The organism is Mesorhizobium sp. ES1-3 (assembly GCF_020164795.1).
Classification (GTDB): Bacteria; Pseudomonadota; Alphaproteobacteria; order Rhizobiales; family Rhizobiaceae; genus Mesorhizobium.
This window is the reverse complement of the sequence record NZ_JAIUGW010000015.1, coordinates 127396-152495: the sequence shown is the minus strand read 5'-3', so window position 1 is coordinate 152495 and position 25100 is coordinate 127396. Positions and strand designations below refer to the sequence as shown.

Genomic DNA, 25100 nt, shown 5'->3' with positions numbered 1-25100 from the left:
GGCAACCGCATCTTAGGGGGAGAAAACTGTTACCTATGTATCCGGTTCATTCTGTTACCCATCTATCCGCTGGACACCGGCAGGGCAATGAGGGGCGGCGCAAACCTCGCGCGAATAGCGCCTGTCAGCGCGGAGCCGCGCCCAGCCGAAGCCCTCAGATGAACTGCACCTGGACGATCTCGTAACCCCTGGCGCCGCCAGGCGCGTTGACCTCGATGGCGTCGCCGACTTCCTTGCCGATCAGCGCACGCGCGATCGGCGAAGAAATCGAGATGCGGCCGGATTTCACGTCGGCTTCCTGGTCGCCGACGATCTGGTAGGTCTTCTTTTCCTCGGTGTCCTCGTCGACCAGCACCACGGTGGCGCCGAACTTGACCTTGTCGCCGCTGAGCTTGGTGACGTCGATCACCTCGGCGCGCGCGATATAATCTTCGAGTTCGTTGACGCGGCCCTCATTGAGGCTCTGCGCCTCTTTCGCTGCATGATATTCGGCATTCTCGGACAGGTCGCCATGCGAGCGCGCCTCGGAGATCGCCTCGATGATGCGCGGCCGCTCTTCCTGCTGGCGCCAGCGCAGTTCTTCCTTCAATGACGCGAACCCCTCGCCTGTCATCGGGACCTTGTTCATAGTGCCTGACCTTTCCTGCCGCCGCCCCCGCGTTTCGGGGGAAGCCTTGTCGTTGGGTACAAAAAGAAAACGGTCCGGCAGCCTCGGGCTAACGGAACCGTTTCACCGCAATTTCCCTGAATATAGCAACCTTTGCGGGCTTTTCACGCTCAAAAATCGGTTTTGTTAAAATCATCCCTTCTTTTGTCAGCCAAGTGGCTGGCGAACAAAAAACGGCCGCGATCGCTCGCGGCCGCTTCGAGAAACCATGGAGGCCCGATCAGCTTCTCATGAAATGTTCGATCTGCTCGGACAGCATGCCGTATTCGCGCGAACCCTTGCCGGCGCGCTTTTCGATCTCGGTCAGCTGCTGCTGGGCGCCTGCCAGGTCGCCGATCTGCAGATGCGCCTCGCCGAGATATTCGCGCACCAGCGTGTAATTCGGGTCGATGCGCAGCGCTTCCTCGTAATAGCCGAGGCCGACGGTGACGCGGCCGGAATGGCGGTGCGAGTAGCCGAGATAGTTGAGGATGCGCGGATCCTGCTTGTTGGCGGCAAGAACGAGAACCGAGATCGCCTCGTCATAGCGGCCGGCCATCGCCAGCGCATGGCCCGCATCATAGATACTGTCGTCGTCCAGCATGCCTTCCTTGGGCGGCACGCATTTCTGCTTCTTCTTATCCCAGACCTCGCCCTTTTTGCACTGGGTGACAGTCTGGTCGCTGCCACCGCTGCTGCCGGCGGCAAATGCCGGAGCGACAAGGAACTGCAGGGCGACAAGCGCGCTCGCCGCCTGGATCAGCACTCTTTTATGCATGGAAAACCTCCTGAGGGTGTGACAATGCAACAATAACGCCGAGCGGTCCGCGTTTCATCCCGGAAAAAGCCCGTCTGGAGAACATGAGGTGACGGATGCCGCAAATCCGGTATCATCGCCCTCGAATGAGACTGAGCCACGGAGAGGGCCCGTGCAGCGGCGGCTTGAAAAGGACTGGGATCTCACGATCGGCCCCGACACCGTGCGGCTGTTCATTCTCAAGGCCAAGGCGCTGAGTGCGGCCGTCAACGAGGACTATGCCGACGGCGCCGAACACGAGGTCGAGTTCGACGGCGACGGGCATGACAACCACCACCATGACGGCCTTGCCGAGGAAAGCTCGGAAAACCTCACCGAGGAAGAGCTGCGCGAGCTGATCAACGACCTCAATGTCGACGAGGCCGCGGAGCTGATCGCGCTGGCCTGGGTCGGCCGCGGCGACTACGACGCTTCGGAATGGGCCGAGGCGGTGACCGCGGCGCGCGAGCGGGCCAACAAGCGCACGGCTAAATACCTGCTCGGCATGCCGCTGCTCGCCGACCTGCTGGAAGAGGGACTGGAAGCGATCGGCGCGTAACGCAGAGGTAACCGATTGTGATCGGGTCGAAGCGCCGGTCCAGGCAACTTCAGCCGACCGGCGCCGTTTTGTGGGTGATGGCAAAGCTGAGCTCTTCCCGTAGATGCAGGATGATAGGATTGGCGATGGCCGTCACGGCTCTGCTGGTCATGCCGGTCGAGGCCAAGCATCGATATAAACATCACAGGCCGCTAAGCCCGCGCGTGGAGCAGCCGCTGACACAGCGGGCCGATCAGCCGCTGAAACCGCGAGGCAAGCGGCAGTTGAGGGCGCGGGCAAGACAGCATCCGGCGCCAAATCCGGCACCGCGGAAAACGCAGGATGCCCTGCCATCCGCCGATGTTCCGGTGCCCGAGCCACGTCCGGCGGCCACCCCAAAGGTAGACGCTCCAAAGCCGCAAGATCAGAACACTGAAGGCCCAAAGAGCGGCGGAGCGCCCGATCTGCCCAAGGAAGAAGAGGCCCATCGGAAAAGCCTGACACCACCCGAACCACCAGCCGAAACGGAAAGCGAGCCGGAGCCGCCAGCCGTGGTGCCAATACCGACGCCAAAGCCCGGCACCACGACGCCCGAGCCTCAGCCGCCGGCCGTCGCCCCGCAGCCGACGCCAAAGCCGGCGGACGCGGGCGACGAGGAGAAGATGCTGCCCGATCCACGCTCGGCCGCTCTTCCCGCAGATAAGATGCCGGAGGAGGAAGTCGCCTGCCGCGAGCGCCTGAAGACGCTCGGGGTCGAATTCGAGGAGCACAAAGCCGAAAGCAACCCCGAAATCGGCTGCTCGATCCCCTATCCCATCGTGCTGAAGTCGCTTGGCAAGTCGATCGCGATTTCCCCCGGCGCCGAGCTCAACTGCCCGATGGCCGAGACGGCGGCGCGTTTTGCCGCAGACGTGATCCAGCCGGCGGCAAAGGCCGAATTCGGCGCCGACCTGAAGTCGATCGGCCAGGCGTCGGCCTTCGTCTGCCGGCCGCGCAACGGCACGCGCAAGCTGTCGGAACATGCTTTCGGCAACGCGCTCGACATTGCCAGCTTTACGCTATCCGACGGCAAGACGATCGAGGTCGGCCCTGTGCCGCCGGAAGAGGACGCCAAATTCCTCGATGCCGTGCGCAAGGCGGCCTGCGGCCCGTTCAAGACCGTGCTCGGCCCCGGCGCCGACGCCGACCACGCGATGCATTTTCATCTCGACCTGGAGGCTCGCCGGCATGGCGGCACGTTCTGCCAGTGAGCGGACTGATCGCTAGCCACATTTCAGCCGCAGGCGTGAACGCGGGCGCTGAGTTTTCCTTTACCCTTGATCGTTAAAATGCCGGATATCCGGACCATGACCCCGAAAAGTGGAAACCGGTTTTCGCGAAAGATCATGGTCAGGCAAGGATAGAACCTGATCGTGATCAGGTTCGGGACAGGATTTCCGCCAATGGCCGGCACATTTCGCGCCGTTTTTCTCGCCGCCGCGTGCCAATTGAAACCTGCTGCATTGCTGGCCGCCAGCCTTGCACTGGCCGCGGTTTCGGCCTGCAACACCGGCAGCGTGCTGTCGTTGCAGCCTGCCGTCGATGTCGGCTCGCAGACCGCGGCCGTGCCGCAGTATACGGGCTTGCAGAGACTAGTTCCATCCAATCCCTATATGACGCAGGCCGCCTATCCGCGCATGGATGAGCCGATGTCGCCGCTCGAGCAGATGCCGGCCAGCGAAACCGATTGCCGCCAACAGCTGAAGCGCCTCGATGTCGCCTACACCGACCTGGCGCCGATCCATGAGGGCCAGTGCGGCATCGACTATCCGGTCAAGGTCTCGGCCATCGGCAGCGTCCAGATGAAACCCGCAGCGACGCTGACCTGCGACATGGCCGCCACCTTCGCCGCCTGGACGAAGAACGAACTCGTTCCCTCAGCCCGCTGGCGTTACTTCTCCGGCGTCAGGACCATCCACCAAGGCTCGAGTTACTCCTGCCGCAACATCGCCGGTGAAGGCGTGCTATCCGAGCACGGCAAGGGCAACGCCCTCGACGTCATGAGCATCGAACTCAACAATGGCGACGACATCGACGTGCGCAAGCCCGGCCTGTTCGCCTTCCGCACGCGAGGCTTCCTCAACAATGTGCGCGCCGACGGCTGCCAGTATTTCACCACCGTGCTCGGCCCCGGCTACAATTACGATCACCGCAACCATTTCCACTTCGACATCAAGAACCGCAAGAGTGGTTATCGCGCCTGCCGCTGATCGCGCAGCCGAACTTCGTCATCACAGGTCTTCGCCCCGTCGCTTCGCTGCGTGATGACGAAGACATGGTCACCGGTCATAAGAAAGACACCTGGCTCTACCCATAGGACTCTGGCCCCACCGGCGCTTAGACCCTGACGACATGGGGAGCAAATGAGCCAACGAAGCCTTCGACGACGCCTGACGATATGGCTTGCCGCGCTATTGGCCGCCTATGTGGTGCTCGCCTATGTCGCCGCGCCGGAATTCTGGACATTCCGTGACCGCGGCTTTCGCGACCAGCGCTTCGAGATGGTCACCCACACGCGGCAAGGCATTCCCGGCGACCCCATCAATGTCGGCCTGGTCGGTACGGAGAAGGAGTTGGTGCACGCTTTCGCTGTCGCCGGCTGGGACACCGCCGACGCCGTCACCTTGAGGACCGCCATCGATATCGGCGAAAGTGTCCTGTTTTCCCGCCCTTATCCCGACGCACCGATGAGCCGCCTGCTGTTCGAGGGCCATGCCCAGGAACTCGCTTTCGAAAAGCCGGTCGGCGACAGCGCCGACCGGCGCCACCACGTCCGCTTCTGGCAGACGGATACGGTCGGCGACGATGGCAGGCCGCTCTGGCTGGGTGCTGCCAGCTTCGATCGCGGCGTCGGCCTGAGCCATGACACGGGCGCCATCACCCATCATATCGGTCCCGACATCGATGCCGAACGCGACTTCATGATCGGCGATCTGAGTGCCTCCGGCCTGCTGCTCTCGACCAGCGACCTGGCGGGCATTGGCCCCACCAAGACCGGCCGCAATGGTGGCGGCGACCCTTATTTCACCGATGGCAAGGCGATCGTCGGCGTGCTGAAGCAATTGCCATGACCGGAGATCAGGTCGTGGCGATGACGATCTTGCCGAACGGCCCCTTCTCCAGATGCTCGAAGGCGCGCGGCACCTCGTCGAAACCAAAGACCTTGTCGATGACCGGCTTGATCTCCAGCGCCTCGATCGCTTGGTTCATCCGCTCGAAGGCGCGGCGGTGGCCGACCGAAATGCCTTGCACGACAATCCGGTTGCGCAGGAAGGGCACGATCGGAAAGCAGAGTTCCATGCTGCCCAACAGGCCGATGACCGACAGCCTGCCGTCGGCGGCCAGCGCGTCAAGCGAGCGCCGCGCATTGTCGCCGCCGACCATTTCGAGGACATGGTTGACGCCGGCGCCCCCTGTCAGCTCGCGCGCCGCTTCGTCCCATGCCGGCCTTGTGCGATAGTTGATCACTTGCCAGGCGCCGAGCGTCCTTGCCCGCTCGAGCTTGCCGTCGCTGCTTGACGTGACGATGGCGCGCAGGCCGAAGGCGTGGGCGAATTGCAGCGCAAACAGGGAGACGCCGCCCGTGCCCTGGATCAGAATGGTCTGGCCAGGCACCGGTCTTGTCGCCTCGGCCATCGCGAACCAGGCCGTCAGCGCCGCGATCGGCAGCGTGGAAGCCTCGGCATCGCTGAGCGACGGCGGCGCCAGCACGGCGGCGTCCTCATGCAGGAGCAGGTAGTCGCTCAAAGTGCCGGGCAGCGACGATCCCAGCGTGTGCTGGTGCAGCACCGGCGGCGCATCGCCATCGGGCCAATCGGCAATCACCTGCCCCAGCACGCGCTGGCCGGTCTTGAAGCGGCTGACAGCGCCGCCGACTGCCACCACTTCGCCCACGGCATCCGATGTCGGGACGAACGGAAAGGCTAGATCGGGGATCAGCACGCCATCGACGATCATCCTGTCCTTGTAGTTCAGCGATATGGCCTTGATCCGCACCAGCAGGTCATGCGGCCCGGGCTCGGGAATCCTCCCTTCGGCCAATTCCAGCCTGGGCAGGCCAAAGCCGGTCATCCGCCAGGATCTGTTGATGTCGCTGCTCATTGCGTCTGCTCCCGATTGCATGGCTGGCGGGATATTTACGCTGTTTCACTATGGAAAAAAGCGCTTCCGTGATCCATAATCGGAAACGAATTGGTGAGCAGATTTCTACAATAGGAAATAGATCGATGGAATCCGCGGATCTGCAAGGCGTCGTCGCCTTCGTTCAAACGATCGAGGCAGGAAGCTTCACCGGCGCCGGAGAGCGGCTGCGGGTGACGAAATCGGCGGTCGGCAAATCGGTCGCGCAGCTTGAACAGCGGCTTGGCATCCGCTTGCTCAACCGCACCACGCGCAGCCTCAGCCCGACGAACGAAGGCGTGTGCTACTATGAAGCCTGCGTCAGGGCGCTGTCCGAGATCGAAGCCGCCCAGGCGCTGCTCGCCTCGCGCCGGCAGGTGCCCTCGGGCCGGCTTCGGGTCGACCTGCCGTCGGCCTTCGGCCACCGCTGCGTGGCTCCCGTGCTGTTCGACATCTCCAGGCGATTTCCCGATCTGGCCATGGAGATTTCCTTCAACGACCGCCGCGTCGACCTCATCGAGGAAGGCATCGACCTTGCGATCCGCATGGGCGACCTCGACGACAGCCTGTCGCTCGCCGCACGCCGGCTCTATACCCAACGCTCTGCCATATGCGCCGCCCCCGCCTATCTCGACAGAAACGGCAGGCCGCGAACGATCGAGGATCTCGCCGGCCACGACCTGATCGGCTACACCCGCAACGGCATCGCCCATGCCTGGAGCATCAGGCAGGCCGATGGCCATGTCGCGAAGTTCACGCCGCGGGCAAGGCTGGTGCTCGACAATGCCGAGCCGATGCTGGGCGCGGTCCTTGCCGGTTGCGGCATCACCTTCCTGCCGACCTGGCTGGTGGCGGACAGTCTCGAGAGCGGCGCGCTGGAAATGGTGCTCATGGACACGCTGGTCGAAAACATTTCCGTCCATGCCATCTGGCCGGTGACACGCGCCTTGACGCCCAAGGTGCGGGTCGTCGTCGACGCGCTGGTCGCGCATTTCTCGTCGCCGCCCTGGGATGCCGCCTGATCGACCCGCATTTGCCGTCATCTTTCTAAAATGGTCGCCGACTATTTTCGAAAGCCGTGCGGCAATGCTATTGAGCCCTCATGCTATACGTTGAAATCGCCACCGTGGTCGTCCTCATCTGCGTGAACGGCCTTCTGTCGATGTCCGAACTCGCCATCGTCTCATCGCGGCCGGCTCGCCTGAAGGCGATGATCGACCGCAACGTCAAAGGCGCCGGCCGCGCTTTGGCGCTTGGCTCCAATCCCGGCAAATTCCTGTCCTCCGTGCAGATCGGCATCACGCTGGTCGGCGTGCTCTCGGGCGCCTTTTCCGGCGCCACGCTCGGCCAGAGGCTGGCGCAATCCCTGGCTTCGACAGGCGTCCGCGAGAACATCGCCGATCCGCTCGGCGTCGGCATCGTCGTGGCCATCATCACCTATGCCTCGCTGATCATCGGCGAACTGGTGCCCAAGCAGATCGCGCTGCGCGATCCCGAGCGGGTCGCGGTGCGCGCGGCGCCGGCAATGACCATCCTCGCCACCGTCTCGGCCCCTCTAGTCTTCCTGCTCGATATTTCGGGCCGTGCCCTGCTCTGGCTGCTCGGCCAGCACGGCGAAAGCGAGGAAAAGGTCACCGACGAGGAGATCAGGATGCTGGTCGCCGAGGCCGAGCATCACGGTACCATCGAATCCGACGAGCGGCGCATGATCGCCGGCGTCATGCGGCTTGGCGACCGCGCCGTGCGCGCCGTCATGTCGCCGCGCACCGATGTCGACTGGATCAACCTGCAGTCCGATGAAACCACGATCCGCAAGCTTCTGATGGACACCCAGCATTCGCGCCTGCCCGCTGGCGACGGCGGGGTGGACGCCATGATCGGCGTCATCCAGACGCGCGACGTGCTGGCCGCGCTGCTCGGTGGCCGCGCACTCGACCCGCGCAAGTATGTGCGCGCGGCTCCCATCGTGCACGACCAGGCCGATGCGCTCGATGTGCTGCAGAAGCTGAAGGAGAGCGACGTGCCGATGGCGCTGGTGCATGACGAATACGGCCACTTCGAGGGCATCGTCACCCCCGCCGACATCCTGGAAGCCATCACCGGCGTCTTCCGCTCGGACCTCGAGGCCGGCGAGGAAGAAAACGCCGTTCAGCGCGACGACGGCTCATGGCTGCTCGCCGGCTACATGCAGGCCGACGAGATGGCCGAGGTACTGGGCATCGACCTGCCCGAGAACCGCGACTACGAGACCGTCGCCGGCTATGTGCTGTCGCACATGCACCATCTGCCGGCGACCGGCGAATGCGTCGATGCGCAGGGCTGGCGCTTCGAGGTGGTCGACCTCGACGGTCGCCGCATCGACAAGCTGATCGCCACCCGCCTGCCCAGCGGCCACCGCGAGGTGGCGCGCTGACGGTTCAAATGTCCAAGGAGATCTACTGCTCCGCGAAAGCGCGCGCGAATGAATCGAGCATCGGCCGCGCGAGATACTCCAGGAAAGTCCGGTCGCCGGTGCTGATGAACGCCTCGACCGGCGTCCCGGGATAAAGTTGATCGCGCCTCACGCCGGGCGGCAGGTCGGCGGCAATCGTCAGCTTGGCGCGGAAATAGGGTTCACGCGAGGTCTGGTCGATGAGCCGATCCGCCGAAATCCGTGTCACGGTGGCTGAAACCTCTGGCGTGAGCCGCGAATTCAAGGCGGACAATCGCAGTTTCGCCGGCTGACCGACGCGGACCTGATCGATGTCCTTCGGCCGCAGTCTCGCGTCGACGACAAGGCCCGACTCGGTGGGCAGGATCTCCATGATCTTTTCGCCGGGGGCAATCACACTGCCCTTGGAATTGTAGGTCGACGACACCACGATGCCCGCTGCCGGCGCCTTGATGGTGGTTCGCCGCACCACCGCCTCCGCCGCCCTGGTCTGTTCCTCGACGTCGGCCAGATTGGAGCGAACGTCGTCGAGTTTCGTCAGCGCCTCCTCGACGCGTTGCGTGGTCAGGCGCTCGGTCTGCTCCTGGGCTTCGACGATCTGGGTGTTGGCCGTCGCGAGATTGGCCTCCAGCGCCCCGGCCTGTCCGACGAGATCGGCCTCACTGCGCAGTAGCTGGGAGTATTCGGTCCGGTTGGTGAGGCCCCTGTCCAACAAGCTGGTCTTGATGCCGAGCTCTTTCTTGACGACTTCGGCTTGTTGCTGAATGGCCTGTTTCTGGGCCTGCAATCCCGTTACCGACTGCCGGTGCATGGCGACCCGTTGTGCCAGGATCGATTTTTCCGACCGGAACCGGGCGAGCCTGGCGTCGAATTCCTTCTGCTGCTCTCGAATAAGGATTTCGAAATCGTGCTGGAAAGGTGCGGGCGCCGCTTCGGCGATTGGCGCCAGCCTGTCCAACCCATCGCGTTCCGCCTCCAGCCGCGCCGCGCTTGCCCTGAGCGCGATCGACTGTCTCGTCAGCCGGTTGAGCTCGGCCTGCGCGGCCGTTGGATCCAGCACGATCAGATCCTGGCCCAGTTGCACGCGATCGCCTTCATGGACCAGCAACGCCTGGACGATACCGCCCTCGCGATGCTGGATCTGGATATTGCCGCCGGTTGCCGAGATCGTGCCTTGCGTGATCACCGCTCCCGACAAGGGCGCGCTGACGGCCCAATAGCCGAAGCCGCCCACCAGCAGCGCTACGGCGGCATAGCCGGTGAGTGCCACGCGTCCTATGTCGGTGCGAGGCTGGCTGTCCCAGGCGATGCTCTGTGTCGTCATCTTCAGGATCCGAAGCTGCCATGCGCGCGGATCGTCGGGGCGAACGACCCGGTCACCACCGTGCTCTGCTGGACGCCCTTGCCGACGACCGACCGCCGCAGCATCTCGCTGCTTGGGCCGAAGGCTTCGATCATGCCGCCGCGCAAGAGCATCACGCGGTCGCAAGCAGCCGCGATCGAAGGCTGATGGGTGATCACGACGACCGTGACGCCGGCCGTCCGCGCCGCCGAAAGCACCGCCTCGAGCGCGGCCTCGCCGCTGCCGTCGAGATGGGAACTGGGCTCGTCGAGCACCAGGATCCGCGGATTGCCGTAGAAGGCGCGCGCCAGCCCGATACGCTGGCGCTCGCCGCCCGACAGCGCCCTGTCCGACGGGCCGATCATGGTCTGGTAGCCATCGCGCTGCGCCAGGATCAACTCATGCACCTGGGCGCGCCTTGCCGCATCGACGATCGCTCCGTCATCCGCCTCCGGGTCGAAGCGGGCGACGTTTTGCGCGATCGATCCTGGAAAGAGCTCGACCTCCTGCGCTAGGTATCCGACATGCTTTCCGAGCTGGCTCTCGTCCCATGTCCCGATGTCGGCGCCGTCGATCCTGATTGAGCCGCCGGTCGGCTGTGCAGCCCCCACGAGCAACCGCGCCAGCGTCGATTTGCCGGCGCCGCTCGGGCCGACGATGGCCAACGCTTCGCCGGCGCCGATGGCAAAGGTAAGCCGCTTGAGAATGGGCTCCGTGCCGGGTCGGGCATTCGGCGCCATGAAGAAAACGTCCTGCGCGGAAATCGCACCTGCCGGATCGGGCAGGACAAGTTTTCGCGCCTCAGCCGGACGTGCCGCAAGCGCCTTTTCCAGCCGTGTCCACGCCCGCTGGGCGTCGGCGATCTGGCGCCAGGCGCCGATCAGCTGGTCGAGCGGCTGCAGCGCGCGCGACGACACCAGCGACGAGGCGAAGATCATGCCGGCCGTCATCTGCCCCTGAAGCACCAGCCATGCGCCGGCGCCGAGGATCGCCAGCTGCAGCATCATGCGCAACGCCCGCGAGGCGCCGCTGAAGATCGCATTGGCGCTCGAGGAACGGTCATGGAAGGTGAGCGCAGCCGCTACGTGCCGTCCCCAGACCTGCGCGGCGTTCTCCACCATGCCCATGGCGCGCAGCGTCTCCGCATTGCGGGCGAAGGCCTGTTCCGCCTGGCTGGCCAAGGCCGACCACTCCGTGGACAAGGCGTCGTTCCTGCCGATGGCAAGCTGGTTGGCCACGACCAGGAAAAGCAGAACCACCGCGCCGGCGACCGTCACCCAGAACAGCAGCGGATGGATGAGATAGAGCAAGGCGAGGAAGACAGGCGCGAAGGGCAGGTCGAACAGCACCGCCACGCCGCGCGACCTGATGAAGGCGCAGACCGAGGCGAGGTCGCGCAGCGGCGACAGACCGGCATATTTTGCGCCGAGCGAAATGGCGAAGGTGCTGGCACCCAGCTTGCGGTCGACCGTCGCCGCGACGCGCTGCGTGTAGACGGCGCGGATCGCATCCAGCAGCCCGAGGAAGGCGAGCGCGAGAACCGCGATGCCCGAAAGATAGACGAGCGTCTCGACGCTGGAGGACGGCAGCACACGGTCATAGACCTGCAGCAGGTAGAGCGGGATCACCAGCAGCAGGATGTTGATCAGCAACGAGAAGACGCCGACATCGGCGATGGCGCGCATGAAGACCGGACGCAGGCCCGACGGTCCAGTCATTTCCGCTTTCCCCACCGCTGCATGACCCCGGGACCTTACGCGTGGCCTCCGAATTCCGAGCCGTTGTGCAGCGTGCTGCTGGCGATGCTGTGCGTGGCGCTGCTGCTGGTGATGTGCAGAGCGCTCGCCGGCGCGTTGTCCAACGTATAGGCGCGGATGTAGTCGATCTTCATCTCGGCTGGCGTCGCCAGATGATCGGGCGGAGAGCCGGCGAAACCGCCGACCGCGAGATTGACCAGCATGTACATGGGCTTGTTCATGTCGGATGGCGTCGCCGCTTCCGCGACCTGAACACCATCATAAGTCCAGACGAGCTTCTCCGGCGTCCACAGCACGCCATAGGTGTGGAAGCCGGCGGTGTCCATGGTATTCACCGTCGACGTCACCTTGGTGTGCGTTCCCGTTTCATTTGAGTGCGCCGTCATGATCAACGAGTTCGGGTCCTGTCCGCGCGTCTCCACCACATCCAGTTCCGGCGGCCACGAGCCGTCTTCCGGCAGCAGCCAGAAGGCTGGCCAGGCGCCGGCGTTCTCGGGCAGGTCGGCCCGCATTTCGAAATAGCCATAGGTCTGCGAGAACGAGTCATGCGTCGTCAGGACGCCGGACGTGTATTCGTAATTGTTGATGAGAGGCTTGATGTCTGCCGGCGCCTGAGCCGCGGTGATGGTGAGCACGCCGTTATCGACGCTGAACGGGTGGACCGAACTCGTCGGTGCGTAATTGGCGTTGATGTACCACTGCAATTCGGCATTGTCGCTCAAAGTGCTGCCGTTCGGCGCTCCCCATGAGAAATTGGTGTCCCACGTGCCGCCCTGGGCATTGTGAAGATTGAGCGTGTTGAAATCGTCGCTGAAGGACAGCTTCATTGCGGACATGTCGATCGGCAATTCGAACTGGCCGGGCTGCAGCTTGTCGACGGTCGTGTCCTTGAACTCGAGGATCTCGCCGGATCCCAGGTTCAACAACACGTTCGATCCCGCCTGGACCATGTTCGAGTGGATGGCGTCGAACGAAGTGAACCCATAGCCATTGAGGCGTACGGTATCGGTGGCGGCAAAATTCGCGATCAGATCGCTTCCGTCGCCTTTCGAGACGATGAACGTGTCGTAACCGCCACCGCCGTCGATCAGCACATCGTTTCCCGCGCCGCCGTCCAGCGTCTGGTGCCCGGCCTTGGCGGTGATGATGTTGTCAAACCCATTTCCGAAGGCGTAGTTATTGGGGTTTGTGACGATGAGGTTCTCGACATTGTCGGGGAGCTTGTAGTTCATCCATGTGCTGATCGTGTCGATGCCTGCCCCGGCGGCCTCGGCAACCTTGTTGCCCGCCCCATAGAGGTAATAGATGTCATCGCCCGTGCCACCATGCATCGTGACGTTGACATTGCCTGCTCCGTAGAGCGAGTCGTTTCCCGCACTGCCGTACAAGTCCGGGCCGGCCCCTGGCGCCGAGAACCAATGGTTGGAGGCGCCGCTATAGGGAAGAGGAACACCCACGGCGTTGACGAAGAAGCTCATCGGACAAATCCTCCTCGTGATGCCTGGCCAGCTTGTGTCGTTCGATTCCAGGCGACCGCACCCGGACCAACGTTGCCATGCGAGATATCGTTCCAGGAACTTGCCATATAGTCTGCCATTGCATCGATCATTCGGTGACATTCTCTGAGCGGATAGCACAACAGACCAACAATTGGTCGATAGATCGTAATCAGGCGGGCGAAATATTTAATAAAAATTTCACGATACCGGCCGATCTACTTGCGGTCATGCCTGTTTCAGGTCACCCGGAGCGCTCTCTGCTGTCTGGCTAGGCCGTGCAATTGCCGCTCCGGGAAATAACGCGTTGCCGCACCGGCTGACGATTGAGATGGTCGACCTCGACAAACTGATCGCCACCCGCCAGCCCAGCGGCCACCGCGAAGTGATGCGCTGACTGTCGTAGTGTGCGACCTGCCCTCAGACAGCGGCCTCGATCGGCTCGGCAAGCCTGGGATTTGAACGCGCCGCGATCAGGCAACTGGCCACGATAAGGCCGGCTCCCGCCAGCGTGGTCCAGGTCACCGCCTCGTCGAAAAAGAGGAAGCCAAGCGTGATCGCCCAGATGAAGGCCGAGTACTCCGTCGGGATCAGATATTGCGCTTCGGCCCGCGCGTAAGCCCAGCTCATCAGGAACTGGCCGGCGAGCGACAGCGCCGTCACCCCGGCGAGCGGAAGCCAGAGTTCTCGAGGCAGGGCAACGGCGAGCCAAGGTGCCGCGAGACCGACGATGGCCGCCACGCAAAGATTCTGGAACAGCATGATCTCGATCGGCTTGGCCACCAGTGCCTGCTGCCGCGCAAGGATCAGATTGTAGGCGTAGAACACCGTCGATACCAGCACCGCCGCTGTGCCGAGCAAGGCATCCCTGGCATGGTTCGCCTGCCCGAACTGGCCGCCCACGATGATTGCGACGCCCGCTATGCCGGCCAATGAAGCCCAGATCGCCCGCCGCTGTATTCTTTCGCCGAGCAGCAGCGCGGCCAGCAGCAGGGCAAACAGCGGCGCGACGAAGCTGAGCCCGATCGCCTCGGCCAGCGGCAGCCTGGCGAGCCCCCAGAAGAAGGACAGCAAGACGACGCCGACGACCGCGGCGCGCAGCGCATGCAGCCTGAGCACGGAAGGCGTGGGCAGCCTGCGTGGCCCAATCGACCAGCCAGTAGCCGCGACCACGGTCGCCAGCATGCTGCGCCACAGCACCGTGTTGTAGACGCCGACCGCGATGACCAGCACCTTCATGGCCGCGTCCATCCCCGACAGCAGGAAGATGCCGAGCGCGCAGACAAGCACCGGGACCATGGGAGAAACGACGCCTGCCAGGCTGGATGACTTCACGAGGCCCCCTCATGTGGTGGATCGCAGCCGGATATATCAGGACCAATCGGCGGGGCCAGATGGCAGCCCAGCCGATATGGCGGTCCACATTGCTGCTGTGATCTGGGACCTGAACTTTTTTGCCACGCCTGTCGATTCCGCCATTGCCCGTTCGTCATATGATTGAACCAACCCAACCAAGGAGAAGACCATGCGGTTCATGATGCTGATGATCCCCGGCGGCTACGCGGACGCCGCACCCGATGTCATGCCCAGCGCGGAGGCGGTGGAAGGGATGATGAAGTACAATCACGAACTGAAGAAAGCCGGCGTGCTTCTGGCGCTCGACGGCCTGCATCCGCCGTCCGCCGGGGCGCGGGTCAGCTACAAGGGCGGCAAGCCTGTGGTCGTCGACGGCCCCTTCGCCGAGGTCAAGGAAGTGCTGGGCGGCTATTGGGTGATCGACGTGCGCTCGCGCGATGAGGCCATCGAATGGGCCCGTCGCTGCCCCGCCGGCGAGAACGACGTGATCGAAATCCGCCAAGTCTTTGAAATGAGCGAATTTCCCGAGGACGTTCAGAAGGTGGCGGAAGGTTTTGGCGAGCTGAAGGGTTGACCGCCAACGCAACCATCGAGGCCGTCTGGCGGATCGAGCAGCCGAAGCTCACCGCCAGATTGGCGCGCACCCTCAGGGATGTCGGGCTGGCCGAGGAAATCGCGCAGGACGCCTTCCTGCTGGCGCTGGAGCGCTGGCCTCGCGACGGCATCCCGCGCAACCCGGCCGCCTGGTTGACGCAGGTCGCCAGGAACCGCGCGCTCGACCGGCTGCGCCGCACCACCATGATCGACGGCAAGCATCGCGAACTCGCCATCGACCTCGCCGAACTGGAGCGCGAGATGCCCGACATCGGGGCGGCGCGCGACGAGGATATCGACGACGACCTCCTGCGGCTGATCTTCACCGCTTGCCATCCCGTCTTGCCCGCCGAGCAGCGCGCCGCACTGGCCTTGCGGCTCTTGGGCGGGCTGTCGACGCCGCAGATCGCCCGCGCCTTCCTGGTGCCCGAAGCCACAGCGGCCCAGCGCATCGTGCGCGCCAAGCGAACCCTTCGCGATGCCGCCATCCCGTGCGAGACGCCACGCGCGGAAGAGCGGCGCGACCGCCTCGCCGCCGTGCTGGAGGTGGTTTACCTCATCTTCAACGAGGGCTATGTGGCCACCACTGGACCGGACTGGTTGCGCACCGATCTATGCGCCGAGGCGCTGCGCCTCGGCCGCTCATTGGCGGCGCTGATGCCTGACGAGCCCGAGGTGCGGGGGCTGGTGTCGCTGATGGAGTTCAACGCCTCGCGCTTCGCGGCCCGCACCGGCGCAACGGGCGACCCGATCCTGCTGCTCGACCAGGACCGCGGCCGGTGGAACTGGTCGCTCATCCGGAGCGGCCTCGACGGCCTGAATCGCGCCATGGCCCTGACATCAGCGCCCGGCCCCTATCTGCTGCAGGCGATGATCGCGGCCTGCCATGCCCGCGCGGTCACCGCCGCCGACACTGACTGGATCGCGATATCGGCCTACTATCAGGCGCTTGCGCTCTCGGCCCCCTCGCCGATCGTCGAGATCAACCGCGCCGTCGCGGTCGGCATGGCGTTCGGCCCGGCGCAAGGCCTCGCCATCGTCGAGGCGCTGAAGGACGAGCCGCGCCTGAAGGACTCGCATCTCCTGCCCACGGTGCGCGGCGATCTCCTGGAGAAGCTCGGCCATCGGGCGGAAGCCAGCGCCGCGTTCCGCCAGGCCGCCCAATTGACCGGCAATGACAGGGAACGCGCCCTGCTGCTCGCCCGCGCCACGGCAGCCGCCGATCGCGACCTTTAGCTGGCCGTTCGCCGCCGCGCCAAGCGGTTTGGTAGGCGTGGCGTTTCAAGCTAACTTTCAGGCGCGCCGCAACTTCTTCGCAAGAACCCCGACGAAAAAAGGGCGGCGCAAGCGCCGCCCCGTATCCATGGGAGGACAATCCGATCCGGCGGATCAGGCCGCCTGGGCTTCCCCGGCGACGGCATCGGCGGCACGAGCGGCCTTCAGGACCTTGGCCCACCAGGCGACGTCGTTGACCAGCGCGGTGGCGGCCTGGTTCAGATGCTCGAGCTCCTCGAGCTTCTTCTCGCCCTGACGGACGGCGAGGAAATCGCCCCAGGCGATATGGACGGCGGACTTGACCGGCGCCATCTGCAATTCGACGGCGTGGAGACGAAGCTGTTCGACGGCGCGCGAGCCACCGACACTGCCATAGCCGACGAAGCCGGCCGGCTTCTTGTTCCACTCATTGGCGGCGTAGTCGATGGCGTTCTTCAGCACCGCCGTCGGGCCGTGATTGTATTCGGCGGCGGTGAAGATGAAGCCGTCGAATCCGGCGACCTTCTTCTGCCAGCGCTGTGCGACTTCGTTCTGCGACGGCGCCCAGGCGGAAGACGCGACCTCATCGAAGAAGGGCAGCGGAAAGTCGCGCAGGTCGACGATTTCGACATCGATATCGGCATGTGCCTTGGCGATCTTGGCGATCCACTGCGTCGGCACGTCGGCGAAGCGGGCGGCGCGCGTCGAACCGATGACAATGGCGATTTTGGGCTTGGACATAAGGGGCTCTCCTTGCGGGAATTTTTGGTATCGTTTGGATACCGGCGCTATATGTGATACTGACAAACTGGCACGCAAGGAGGCACGTTTTTGTTACTGAGTCACCCGCACAACACCGAGGACTGCCGGGCCGTGTCGGAGATCCTGCAGCGCGTCGGCGACAAATGGACCGTGCTCGTGGTCGGCAAGCTTGGCGGTGGACCGCTGCGTTTCAACGAGCTGCGCGCGGCTGTCGGCGGCATCTCGCAGAAGATGCTGACCACCACCTTGCGCGGCCTGGAGCGCGACGGTTTCGTCACCCGCAAGGTGTTTCCAACCATCCCGCCACGCGTCGATTACGAGCTGACCGAGCTCGGCCACGAGTTGCTGGTCCCGGTCGGCGCGCTTGGGGATTGGGCACGCAAGAACACCCAGCGCGTCCAGTCGGCGCGCGCCAGATTTGACGAGATGCAAGCCTGAAGCCCTTGCGCGGCAAGGGCTTCGGAAGTCGCGCTGAGCGGCGCTTCATGTTTGCAGGCGAAGTCATGAACGAGAGGTCTTGGTTCGCCGAAGAGATCTGGGAATCTTGTGCATGGCGCTCGAGGTGAGCTCACCCCGCCGCTACGGTGACCGCGTTCCAAAGGCAGCAGGTCAGGCTCTTCGCGCCATGGCCCCGCAAGGCGTCGGGCTGCCGATCGTGCACGTCGGTGTCGGCTCCTTCACACCAGCCGTGTCATGCACACAGGCGGTGCGCCCAAGGTCCTGTTTGACTTCGGCATAAGCGGTTATGCGAGCAGGCAGGCGAGCGCGGCGAGAGCCGCCGCAAGCCAGCCGTTCAATAGGTGTTGACGCATTGTCTTCCTCCGACGCCCGCAGAATTGGCCGTGGAGGCAACGGCAGGATGTCGCTGAACGCATCACCCCGCTCGGGCGATGTTACAAATGTCCGGGGTTGGCGGAATCAGCTCTCGGCCGGAACGGCCTTCGGCTTGCCCTCACCGTCCAGCGCCACCATGATGAAATCGGCGTGCGTGACCTTTTCCATCAGGTCGGAGAGATAACGTTGTGCCCAGGCCTCGACCTTGAGCGTCATTGAGGTGCGGCCGACGCGTTCGACATGGGTGTAGATGCACAGCGTGTCGCCGATCTTCATCGGCTTGGCGAAGGACATCTCCTTGACCGCCGCCGTCACCACCCTGCCCCTGGCGCGCTCCGCGGCGCGGATGCCGCAGGCAAGGTCCATCTGCGCCATCACCCAGCCGCCGAAAATGTCGCCGGCGGCATTGGCGTCCGAAGGCATGGCCAGCGTGCGCAGCGTCAGGTCTCCGATCGGCCGTCCGTCCGCGTATTGCACCATGGGCCGAATCCTTGTGAGGTGATGATCATAGATCCCGTATCGCCGCTGCAGGAACAGGTCAACGCGCCGCAGTTTCCTCGCGTCCATGGGGTCATTGGCTAACCTTGGCATTCGCCGAGTTGCGCGTGATTTTCAGCGGCTTCGGGTTTGGAACGGGCTTCCCCCACTCCGTCGCTGCTTCGCAGCGCCACCTCTCCCCCCTCCGGAGGGAGAGGAAGGGAGCCAGGCAGGGCAAGGCTAGCGCCCTTCCTCTCCCCCGTCGAACGGGGGAGAGGTGGCGCTGCGAAGCGGCGACGGAGTGGGGGTCGACCGCACGACGTAAGACCAGGCGCTAGCCGAGAGGCGCACCTCTCAAAAATAACCTGCAAGGTTCGAACGGATGCGGTCGAGAACGGTCTCCCCGGCAAGGTCCGGCACAAATACCTTGCCGGTGATCGCCTCGTAAGCCTGGGCATAGACGCGCGAGGCCTGTTCGACGATCTCGTCCGGAATCCTCGGGATCGGGTCCTTGTAGGGATCGCAGCGCGCCGTCACCCATGAGCGGATGAAATCCTTGTCGAAGCTCTCCGGCCGCGTACCATCAGCCAGCGCCTGTTCGTAGCTCGCCGCGATCCAGTAGCGGCTGCTGTCGGGCGTGTGGATTTCATCGGCTAGAATGATCGTCCCGTCCTTGTCGGTGCCGAATTCGTATTTCGTATCGGCGAGGATCAGGCCGCGCTCTGCGGCGCGCGCCTGGCCGCGGGCGAAGAGCCGCAGGGCGTAATCGGAGACGGTCTCCCATTGCGCCGGCGTAAGCAGGCCCTGCTCCAGGATCTCGGCCCTGGACAGCGGCTCGTCATGGCCGCCCTCCGCGGCCTTGCTGGTCGGCGTGATGACCGGCTCGGCCAGCTTCTCGTTGTCGCGCAGCCCGTCCGGCACGCGCATCCCGTACATCTCCCGCTCTCCGCGCCGGTAGCGGGTCAGGATCGAGGTGCTGGTGGTCCCGGCCAGATAGCCGCGCACGACGATCTCGACCGGCAGGATGTCGAGCCTCGTGCCGACGACGACGTTGGGATCGGGATATTCCCGCACATGGTTCGGACAGATATCGGCCGTTTCCTCGAACCAGTACCGCGCCGTCTGGGTCAGGATTTCTCCCTTGAACGGGATCGAGGTCAAGATGATGTCGAAGGCGCTGAGACGGTCGGTCGCGATGATGATGCGCCTGCCGTCGGCCAGGTCGTAATTCTCGCGGACCTTGCCTTTGTAATAGCCCGGCAGTTCGGGAATGAAAGCATCCGACAGGACACGCATGGGCTCTCCTGCCTTTGCGCAGAGTGGCGATGCCCTCGCATAGTCCGTCGACCCCATGCATATCAAGCGCGATTGTCGGTATTCCCCGCGACGTAGCTGGATATACCAGTCGCTTTTTTCACAACCGATGCCGGAAGGCGCGGCGACGCGGCGGGCCCGCCGCGCCTAGGTTGGTGCCACATTCAGGAGCCACCGACGTCCACCATGCAGACCTACGATTTCATCATTGTCGGCTCCGGCTCGGCCGGCTCGGTTCTGGCCGACAAATTGTCGGCCTCGGGCCGCTTCTCGGTCCTGGTGCTGGAGGCAGGGGGCAGCGACCGCCGCTTTTACGTGCAGATGCCGCTCGGCTACGGCAAGACCTTCTTCGATCCCACCGTCAATTGGAACTACAAGACCGAGCCGGACCCCGGCCTCGGCGGCAATGTCGACCACTGGCCGCGCGGCAAGCTGCTCGGCGGGTCGAGTTCGATCAACGCCATGGTCTGGATCAGAGGCGCGCGCGAGGATTTCGACGACTGGCGCGCCGCCGGCAATCCCGGCTGGGGCTATGACGACCTGCTGCCGGCCTTCAAGGCACTCGAGGATAATGAGGCCGGCGCCGACCAATGGCGCGGCACCGGCGGCCCGCTGCACATCAGCGACACAACTGATGCAGTCCACCCGCTGACCAAACGCTATCTCGCCGCCGGCCAGCAGGCCGGGCTGCCGCTCAATCCCGATTTCAACGGCGCTGCCCAGCAGGGCGTCGGCATCTACCAGATCTCGACCAAAAACGGCCGTCGCATGTCGACGGCACGCGCCTTCCTGCGCCCGGCGATGAAGCGCGCCAATGTCCGCGTCGAGACCAACGCGCTGGCCAGCCGCATCCTGTTCGAAGGCAAGCGCGCGGTCGGCGTCGAGTATCTGCAGAACGGTCAGACGAAAACGGCCCGCGCCGGCCGCGAGGTGATCCTGTCCTCGGGCTCGATCAACTCGCCGCAGCTCATGCAGCTCTCCGGCGTCGGCCCTGCTGCATTGCTCAAAGGATTGGGCATCCCGGTGGCTCATGCCAACGAGAATGTCGGCGCCAATCTGCAGGACCACGTCGGCATCAACTACACCTTCAAGGGCAAGCTGCCGACGCTCAACCAGATCCTGCGCCCGTGGTGGGGCAAGCTTTTGGTCGGCATGCAGTATATCCTGACCCGCTCCGGCCCGCTGTCGCTGTCGATGAACCATGGAGGCGGCTTCTTCCGCACCGACCCGGCCTTCTCGCGGCCCAACATGCAGCTTTATTTCCAGGCCTTCTCGACCCTCATCCCGAAGAATGGCGAGCGTCCGATCCTGACGCCGGATCCGTGGCCCGGTTTCTCCATCGGCCTCTCCAACTGCCGGCCATCGAGCCGCGGCGAGATCATGATCCGCTCCAGCAATCCGCTGGATTATCCCAAGATCGTCGCCAACGCCTACTCGACCAACGCCGATGTCGACGAGATGCTGGCGGCGGTGAAATTCGTGCGCAAGATCGCCTCGATGCCGGCCATGGCCGAGATCATCGCCGAAGAGGTGTTGCCTGGCCCGTCGATCCAATCCGACGCCGACCTGATCACCGATTTCAGGAAGCGCTCCGGTACCGTCTATCACCCGGTTTCGACCTGCCGCATGGGCCCCGATCCCTCGCGTTCCGTCGTCGATCCGCGTCTCAAGGTCCACGGGCTCGAAGGCTTGCGCGTCATCGACGCCTCGATCTTTCCCGACAACATCACCGGCAACACCAACGCCGCCTCGGTCATGACCGGGTGGAAGGGCGCCGAACTGGTTCTGGAGGACCATAAATGAAGATCACCGACGTCAAGACCTGGGTTGTCGGCAATCCGCCGCCCGGCATCGGCGGCAAGTATTTCATCTTCGTCAAGCTCACCACCGATGGCGGTGTGGTCGGTTATGGCGAGGCCTACAACGCTACCTTCTCCGCCCACATCACGGCGAAGATGATCGAGGACATGGCCGAGCGATACCTCGTCGGCCGCGATCCGCATGACATCGAAAATTTCTTCCGCCGCGCCTATTCTTCCGGCTTCACCCAGCGCCCCGACGTTTCCGGCATGGGTTGTTTTTCCGCACTCGAAATGGCCTGCTGGGACATCGTCGGCAAGGAGGCCAACAAGCCGGTCTACAAACTGCTCGGCGGCCAGGTGCACGAGACGCTGCGCTCCTACACCTATCTTTATCCGCACACCGGCAGTGTCCATTCGGAGGACGCGCCGGACGGAAGGAACGTCTACAACGATCCGGAGATGGCCGCGGCCTGCGCGCTCGAATATGTCGAGCAGGGGTTCAACGCCGTCAAGCTCGACCCGGCCGGCCCCTACACCGCCTTCGACGGCCACCAGCCCCGCCTCGTCGACATCGATGTCTCGACCCGCATGATCAAGGCAATCCGCGAGGCGGTCGGCACCCGCGCCGACATCCTCTTCGGCACGCACGGCCAGTTCACCGCATCGGGCGCGCTGCGCCTGGCGCGCGCCATCGAACCCTATGATCCCCTGTGGTTCGAGGAGCCGGTGCCGCCTGACATGCCCGAAGTGATGGCGCAGGTGGCGCGTGCGACTTCGATCCCGATCGCCACCGGAGAGCGGCTGACGACGAAATCCGAATTCGCCCGCGTCATCGAGAACCGCGCCGCGACCATACTGCAGCCGGACCTCGGCCGCTCCGGCGGCATTCTGGAGACCAAGAAGATCGCCGCCATGGCCGAGGCCTATCACATCCAGGTCGCGCCGCATTGCTATTGCGGGCCGATCGTCGGTGCCGCCAATATCCAGCTCGCGGTGACGCTGCCGAACTTCCTCATCCTGGAATCGCTGAAGCAGTGGGACGGTTTCCACGCCACGCTCCTGAAGAAGAAGATCGAATGGCAGGACGGCAATGTCATCCCGTCGAAGGAGCCGGGTCTCGGCGTCGAGCTCAACGAGGCTGTCTGCGACGCGCACCCCTACACCGGCAAGGACCTGCATCTGCAAATGATGCAGACGCCGCTGATGCCGTGAGCGAAAGCTACGCCTTCATCGGCCTTGGCCATCTCGGCGGCAACCTTGCCGCCAGCCTGATCCGCAACGGCTTTGCCGTCACCGTTGTCGACCGCGACCCCGCCGCCGTCGAGCGCCTCGTCGCGCTCGGCGCCACGGCCGCCAACAGCCCGGCCGAGGCAGCCGCCCGCGCCGGCAATGCCATAAGCTGCCTGCCCTCACCAAAAGTCAGCGAAGCGGTGCTGGCTGGCCCGGGCGGGCTGCTGGAAGGTCTCTCCAAGGGCGGCACCTGGATCGAGATGTCGACCAACGGCCGCGACGAGATTTTGCGGCTTGCCGCCCTCGCCTCGGTCCAAGGCATCGAGACATTGGAATGCCCGGTCACCGGCGGCGTGCATCTGGCGGCGGTTGGCAAAATCACCGCGTTGGTCGGCGGCGATGCGGCCCTCTACGAGCGCCACCGCCCGGCGATCGACGCGATGTGCGCGAAGTCGTTCCTGATGGGTCCGATCGGCTCGGCGGCGGTGATCAAGGTCATCACCAACATGTTGGCCTTCATCCATCTCGTCGCCGCCGGCGAGGCGCTGATGCTGGCCAAGCAAGGTGGCCTCGACCTTGCGCAGAGCTACCACGCCATCGTTGCTTCTTCCGGCAACAGCTTCGTCCACGAGACCGAAAGCCAGTTGGTGCTGAACGGCTCCTACGACATCGGCTTCACCATGGACCTGGCATTGAAGGACCTAGGCTTCGCACTCGCCATGGCCGAACAATCCGGCGTCCCGCTCGATCTGGCATCGCGCGTCAACGCTATCTTCGAGCAGGGCAAGGCCGCGTATGGCGGCGGCGCCTGGTCGACCCAGATCGTCAAGCTGCTGGAGGATACAGTCGGCACCGATCTGCGCGCGCCGGGCTTTCCGGCCAAGTTGGAAATCTGAGCATCATGAGCCAGCACATGAAATCAACGCGTTGGGCAAGAATCTAGACTCATAGCCGCAATAACTTGAATCAGAGCTGCAACATCACGACTGGTTTCCTGAACGAGAGTTTCGATCGGATCGCATACCTCGGCGATTGACGGAAACACCCTTCCCTTCGTCATCCTCGGGCTTGACTCGAGGATCCATGCCGTAACATCAAGGCGTTGCAATGGTGCTGTTCCGGCCAAGGTCGCGGCATGGATCCCAGGGTCTGCGCGACGGAGCTTCGCTCCTGCTTCGCGCAGGGATGACGACGTTGTGGGACGCTGTCCCCGGCAACATCTCGCTTCAATATCTCAGCGTCAATGCCCCGGGCAGGATCTCGAAGGTCGCCGGTATGCGTCCCGGCGACTCGCCGTCTATGTCGACCAGCGCGCCGTTCTTCTCCACATCGCCGAGCGGTTCGACCACCACTTTCCTGCCGCGCAGGATGGTGATGGCGGGATGGTCGCGGTGCCTGCCGCCATAGAGCAGCCTGATATCCCAGATCAGCTTCAGCTTGCCGGCCGCGCGCAGGATGACGATGTCGAACTGTCCGTCGGTCAGTTCCGCATCGGGCGCGATCATCATGCCGCCGCCGAAGAATTTGCCGTTGGCCACCGCCACCAGCGCCATGCGCGCCTCGACCGGGTCGCCGTCGTCGACGGTGATCCGCACGTGCTGGAACCGGTAGCGGATGAACTCGACCACGGTGCGCCACAGGAACAGCGCCTTGGCCGACATCCTGCCCTTGCGCTTGTCGGCATTGACGGCGCGGTCGGTGGCGCCCGACAGGCCAAGGCTGGCGATATTGATGAAGTGGCGGCTGGCCAGCGCGCCATGCTCGTCGATGTAGCAGATACGGCCGGCATCGACCGCCCTTGCCTTGGCTTCGGCCATCCGTTTCAGCGTCGCGTCGATCGCCGTCGGCAGGCCGAGGCCGCGCGCGAAATCGATGCCGGCGCCGCAAGGCAGCAGGCCGAGTTCGGTCGTCCTGCCGCCCTCCTCGCGAGCCTGCAGCAAGCCGTCGGCCACTTCGCTCGCCGTGCCGTCGCCACCGGCCGCGATCACCAGGTCGAAACCGTTTGCCGCGAGATCGAGCGCCAGCCGCTCGGCGTCGCCCTCGGCCTGTGTCTCGCGCAGTTCGAAATCGCCGAAGTGCTTTTTCAGCGCTGCGGCGACATCGGGCCAATGCCGTTTCAGCCGGCCGCCACCGGCAATCGGATTGAGCACCACCCCGACCTTCACTATGCATCCTCCCCCGGAAGGCGCCGGACATGCCGCGCCCAAATCTTTTGCCGGTATTGAAACCCGCGCCTATCGGCAGGGCAAGGGGCACCGTCGGTTCGTTCGCCGAAAAAGCGGGGCAGGCTGTGTAACGCGTTCGCGCCTGAAT

The 25100-nt window shown here is 64.2% G+C and carries 23 protein-coding genes; 12 read left to right on the top strand and 11 right to left on the bottom strand.

The genetic code is table 11. The annotated features are described in order from the left end of the window. Positions 1–154 precede the first annotated feature (154 nt). Positions 155–628: a transcription elongation factor GreA gene (gene greA / locus LB536_RS20685; protein ID WP_023671981.1), complete on the bottom strand. Its 474-nt coding sequence runs from the start codon at positions 626–628 to the stop codon at positions 155–157. Positions 629–887: 259 nt separating this feature from the next. After that, positions 888–1424 carry a tetratricopeptide repeat protein gene (locus LB536_RS20680; protein WP_224595838.1) on the bottom strand — a complete coding sequence of 179 codons (537 nt, stop codon included), beginning with the start codon at positions 1422–1424 and terminating at the stop codon, positions 888–890. 151 nt (positions 1425–1575) lie between these two features. Here LB536_RS20680 and LB536_RS20675 point away from each other — a divergent pair, with 151 nt between their 5' ends. From LB536_RS20675 to LB536_RS20660, 4 genes are all read left to right on the top strand, one after another. After that, entirely contained in the window at positions 1576–2001 is a 426-nt protein-coding gene (locus tag LB536_RS20675; RefSeq protein WP_140759477.1) for a DUF3775 domain-containing protein, read from the top strand. Between the two features lie 203 nt (positions 2002–2204). Then, complete coding sequence (locus LB536_RS20670) at positions 2205–3230, top strand: extensin family protein (protein WP_224595841.1); 1026 nt, start codon at positions 2205–2207, stop codon at positions 3228–3230. Between the two features lie 192 nt (positions 3231–3422). Continuing rightward, the gene (locus LB536_RS20665) at positions 3423–4229 is read left to right on the top strand and encodes an extensin family protein (RefSeq protein ID WP_224595837.1); all 807 of its coding nucleotides are present in this window, start codon (positions 3423–3425) and stop codon (positions 4227–4229) included. Between the two features lie 153 nt (positions 4230–4382). Next, entirely contained in the window at positions 4383–5090 is a 708-nt protein-coding gene (locus LB536_RS20660) for an LssY C-terminal domain-containing protein (RefSeq protein WP_224595836.1), read from the top strand. Between the two features lie 7 nt (positions 5091–5097). On the opposite strand, the gene LB536_RS20655 is transcribed toward LB536_RS20660, so the two are convergent. Continuing rightward, positions 5098–6120, bottom strand: a complete 1023-nt coding sequence (locus tag LB536_RS20655; RefSeq protein WP_224595835.1) for a zinc-dependent alcohol dehydrogenase family protein — start codon at positions 6118–6120, stop codon at positions 5098–5100. Between the two features lie 125 nt (positions 6121–6245). Between LB536_RS20655 and LB536_RS20650 the strand changes: the two genes are divergently transcribed. Both LB536_RS20650 and LB536_RS20645 read left to right on the top strand, forming a co-directional pair. Further along, positions 6246–7160 carry a LysR family transcriptional regulator gene (locus tag LB536_RS20650; RefSeq protein WP_224595833.1) on the top strand — a complete coding sequence of 305 codons (915 nt, stop codon included), beginning with the start codon at positions 6246–6248 and terminating at the stop codon, positions 7158–7160. 80 nt (positions 7161–7240) lie between these two features. Continuing rightward, positions 7241–8551: a hemolysin family protein gene (locus LB536_RS20645; protein WP_140759465.1), complete on the top strand. Its 1311-nt coding sequence runs from the start codon at positions 7241–7243 to the stop codon at positions 8549–8551. A 22-nt stretch (positions 8552–8573) separates the two neighbouring features. Here LB536_RS20645 and LB536_RS20640 read toward each other — a convergent pair whose 3' ends face one another. The 4 genes from LB536_RS20640 to LB536_RS20625 form a co-directional block, all read right to left on the bottom strand. Further along, complete coding sequence (locus LB536_RS20640; RefSeq protein WP_224595831.1) at positions 8574–9893, bottom strand: HlyD family type I secretion periplasmic adaptor subunit; 1320 nt, start codon at positions 9891–9893, stop codon at positions 8574–8576. Positions 9894–9895: 2 nt separating this feature from the next. Further along, positions 9896–11629 (bottom strand): type I secretion system permease/ATPase, encoded by a 1734-nt coding sequence (locus tag LB536_RS20635; protein WP_224595829.1) that lies wholly within the window; start codon positions 11627–11629, stop codon positions 9896–9898. Positions 11630–11664: 35 nt separating this feature from the next. Then, complete coding sequence (locus LB536_RS20630; protein ID WP_224595826.1) at positions 11665–13146, bottom strand: family 16 glycosylhydrolase; 1482 nt, start codon at positions 13144–13146, stop codon at positions 11665–11667. A 438-nt stretch (positions 13147–13584) separates the two neighbouring features. Continuing rightward, positions 13585–14463 carry a DMT family transporter gene (locus LB536_RS20625; protein WP_224595840.1) on the bottom strand — a complete coding sequence of 293 codons (879 nt, stop codon included), beginning with the start codon at positions 14461–14463 and terminating at the stop codon, positions 13585–13587. Positions 14464–14689: 226 nt separating this feature from the next. Here LB536_RS20625 and LB536_RS20620 point away from each other — a divergent pair, with 226 nt between their 5' ends. Together LB536_RS20620 and LB536_RS20615 are read left to right on the top strand one after the other, a co-directional pair. Beyond that, positions 14690–15094, top strand: coding sequence for a YciI family protein (locus LB536_RS20620; RefSeq protein ID WP_140759451.1), 405 nt, complete (start codon positions 14690–14692; stop codon positions 15092–15094). Then, positions 15091–16350: an RNA polymerase sigma factor gene (locus LB536_RS20615; RefSeq protein WP_224595823.1), complete on the top strand. Its 1260-nt coding sequence runs from the start codon at positions 15091–15093 to the stop codon at positions 16348–16350. Before LB536_RS20620 ends, LB536_RS20615 begins: the two co-directional genes overlap by 4 nt. 153 nt (positions 16351–16503) lie before the next feature. Here the strand turns inward: LB536_RS20615 and LB536_RS20610 are convergent, their stop codons facing one another. After that, on the bottom strand, positions 16504–17109 hold the full coding sequence (locus LB536_RS20610) for an NADPH-dependent FMN reductase (RefSeq protein WP_224595820.1): 606 nt from the start codon (positions 17107–17109) through the stop codon (positions 16504–16506). A 90-nt stretch (positions 17110–17199) separates the two neighbouring features. Here LB536_RS20610 and LB536_RS20605 point away from each other — a divergent pair, with 90 nt between their 5' ends. Beyond that, positions 17200–17568, top strand: a complete 369-nt coding sequence (locus LB536_RS20605) for a winged helix-turn-helix transcriptional regulator (RefSeq protein ID WP_224595817.1) — start codon at positions 17200–17202, stop codon at positions 17566–17568. Positions 17569–18048: 480 nt separating this feature from the next. On the opposite strand, the gene LB536_RS20600 is transcribed toward LB536_RS20605, so the two are convergent. Beyond that, a complete protein-coding gene (locus LB536_RS20600; protein ID WP_027143305.1) occupies positions 18049–18444 on the bottom strand; it encodes an acyl-CoA thioesterase in 396 nt (131 codons plus the stop codon). 351 nt (positions 18445–18795) lie between these two features. Further along, positions 18796–19737, bottom strand: a complete 942-nt coding sequence (locus LB536_RS20595; protein ID WP_224595814.1) for a phosphoribosylaminoimidazolesuccinocarboxamide synthase — start codon at positions 19735–19737, stop codon at positions 18796–18798. Positions 19738–19941: 204 nt separating this feature from the next. Between LB536_RS20595 and LB536_RS20590 the strand changes: the two genes are divergently transcribed. Genes LB536_RS20590 through LB536_RS20580 form a run of 3 tightly spaced genes read left to right on the top strand, consistent with a single transcriptional unit; the run spans position 19942 to position 23683 of the window. Continuing rightward, entirely contained in the window at positions 19942–21558 is a 1617-nt protein-coding gene (locus LB536_RS20590) for a GMC family oxidoreductase (RefSeq protein ID WP_224595811.1), read from the top strand. After that, on the top strand, positions 21555–22769 hold the full coding sequence (locus tag LB536_RS20585; protein WP_140810344.1) for a mandelate racemase/muconate lactonizing enzyme family protein: 1215 nt from the start codon (positions 21555–21557) through the stop codon (positions 22767–22769). The genes LB536_RS20590 and LB536_RS20585 overlap by 4 nt, the downstream gene beginning before the upstream one ends. Beyond that, complete coding sequence (locus tag LB536_RS20580; protein WP_224595809.1) at positions 22766–23683, top strand: NAD(P)-dependent oxidoreductase; 918 nt, start codon at positions 22766–22768, stop codon at positions 23681–23683. The genes LB536_RS20585 and LB536_RS20580 overlap by 4 nt, the downstream gene beginning before the upstream one ends. Before the next feature lie 330 nt (positions 23684–24013). On the opposite strand, the gene LB536_RS20575 is transcribed toward LB536_RS20580, so the two are convergent. Next, positions 24014–24952: a diacylglycerol/lipid kinase family protein gene (locus LB536_RS20575; protein WP_224595807.1), complete on the bottom strand. Its 939-nt coding sequence runs from the start codon at positions 24950–24952 to the stop codon at positions 24014–24016. Positions 24953–25100 lie beyond the last annotated feature (148 nt).

Coding starts and splice junctions, on each gene's coding strand:
- LB536_RS20645 (WP_140759465.1), top strand. CDS start 7,241: ATGCTATACGTTGAAATCGCCACCGTGGTCGTCCTCATCTGCGTGAAC.
- LB536_RS20585 (WP_140810344.1), top strand. CDS start 21,555: ATGAAGATCACCGACGTCAAGACCTGGGTTGTCGGCAATCCGCCGCCC.
- LB536_RS20625 (WP_224595840.1), bottom strand. CDS start 14,463: ATGGTCCCGGTGCTTGTCTGCGCGCTCGGCATCTTCCTGCTGTCGGGG.
- LB536_RS20595 (WP_224595814.1), bottom strand. CDS start 19,737: ATGCGTGTCCTGTCGGATGCTTTCATTCCCGAACTGCCGGGCTATTAC.
- LB536_RS20620 (WP_140759451.1), top strand. CDS start 14,690: ATGCGGTTCATGATGCTGATGATCCCCGGCGGCTACGCGGACGCCGCA.
- LB536_RS20655 (WP_224595835.1), bottom strand. CDS start 6,120: ATGAGCAGCGACATCAACAGATCCTGGCGGATGACCGGCTTTGGCCTG.
- LB536_RS20660 (WP_224595836.1), top strand. CDS start 4,383: ATGAGCCAACGAAGCCTTCGACGACGCCTGACGATATGGCTTGCCGCG.
- LB536_RS20650 (WP_224595833.1), top strand. CDS start 6,246: ATGGAATCCGCGGATCTGCAAGGCGTCGTCGCCTTCGTTCAAACGATC.
- LB536_RS20635 (WP_224595829.1), bottom strand. CDS start 11,629: ATGACTGGACCGTCGGGCCTGCGTCCGGTCTTCATGCGCGCCATCGCC.
- LB536_RS20640 (WP_224595831.1), bottom strand. CDS start 9,893: ATGACGACACAGAGCATCGCCTGGGACAGCCAGCCTCGCACCGACATA.
- LB536_RS20665 (WP_224595837.1), top strand. CDS start 3,423: ATGGCCGGCACATTTCGCGCCGTTTTTCTCGCCGCCGCGTGCCAATTG.
- LB536_RS20680 (WP_224595838.1), bottom strand. CDS start 1,424: ATGCATAAAAGAGTGCTGATCCAGGCGGCGAGCGCGCTTGTCGCCCTG.
- LB536_RS20610 (WP_224595820.1), bottom strand. CDS start 17,109: ATGTCCAAGCCCAAAATCGCCATTGTCATCGGTTCGACGCGCGCCGCC.
- LB536_RS20600 (WP_027143305.1), bottom strand. CDS start 18,444: ATGGTGCAATACGCGGACGGACGGCCGATCGGAGACCTGACGCTGCGC.
- greA (WP_023671981.1), bottom strand. CDS start 628: ATGAACAAGGTCCCGATGACAGGCGAGGGGTTCGCGTCATTGAAGGAA.
- LB536_RS20590 (WP_224595811.1), top strand. CDS start 19,942: ATGCAGACCTACGATTTCATCATTGTCGGCTCCGGCTCGGCCGGCTCG.
- LB536_RS20630 (WP_224595826.1), bottom strand. CDS start 13,146: ATGAGCTTCTTCGTCAACGCCGTGGGTGTTCCTCTTCCCTATAGCGGC.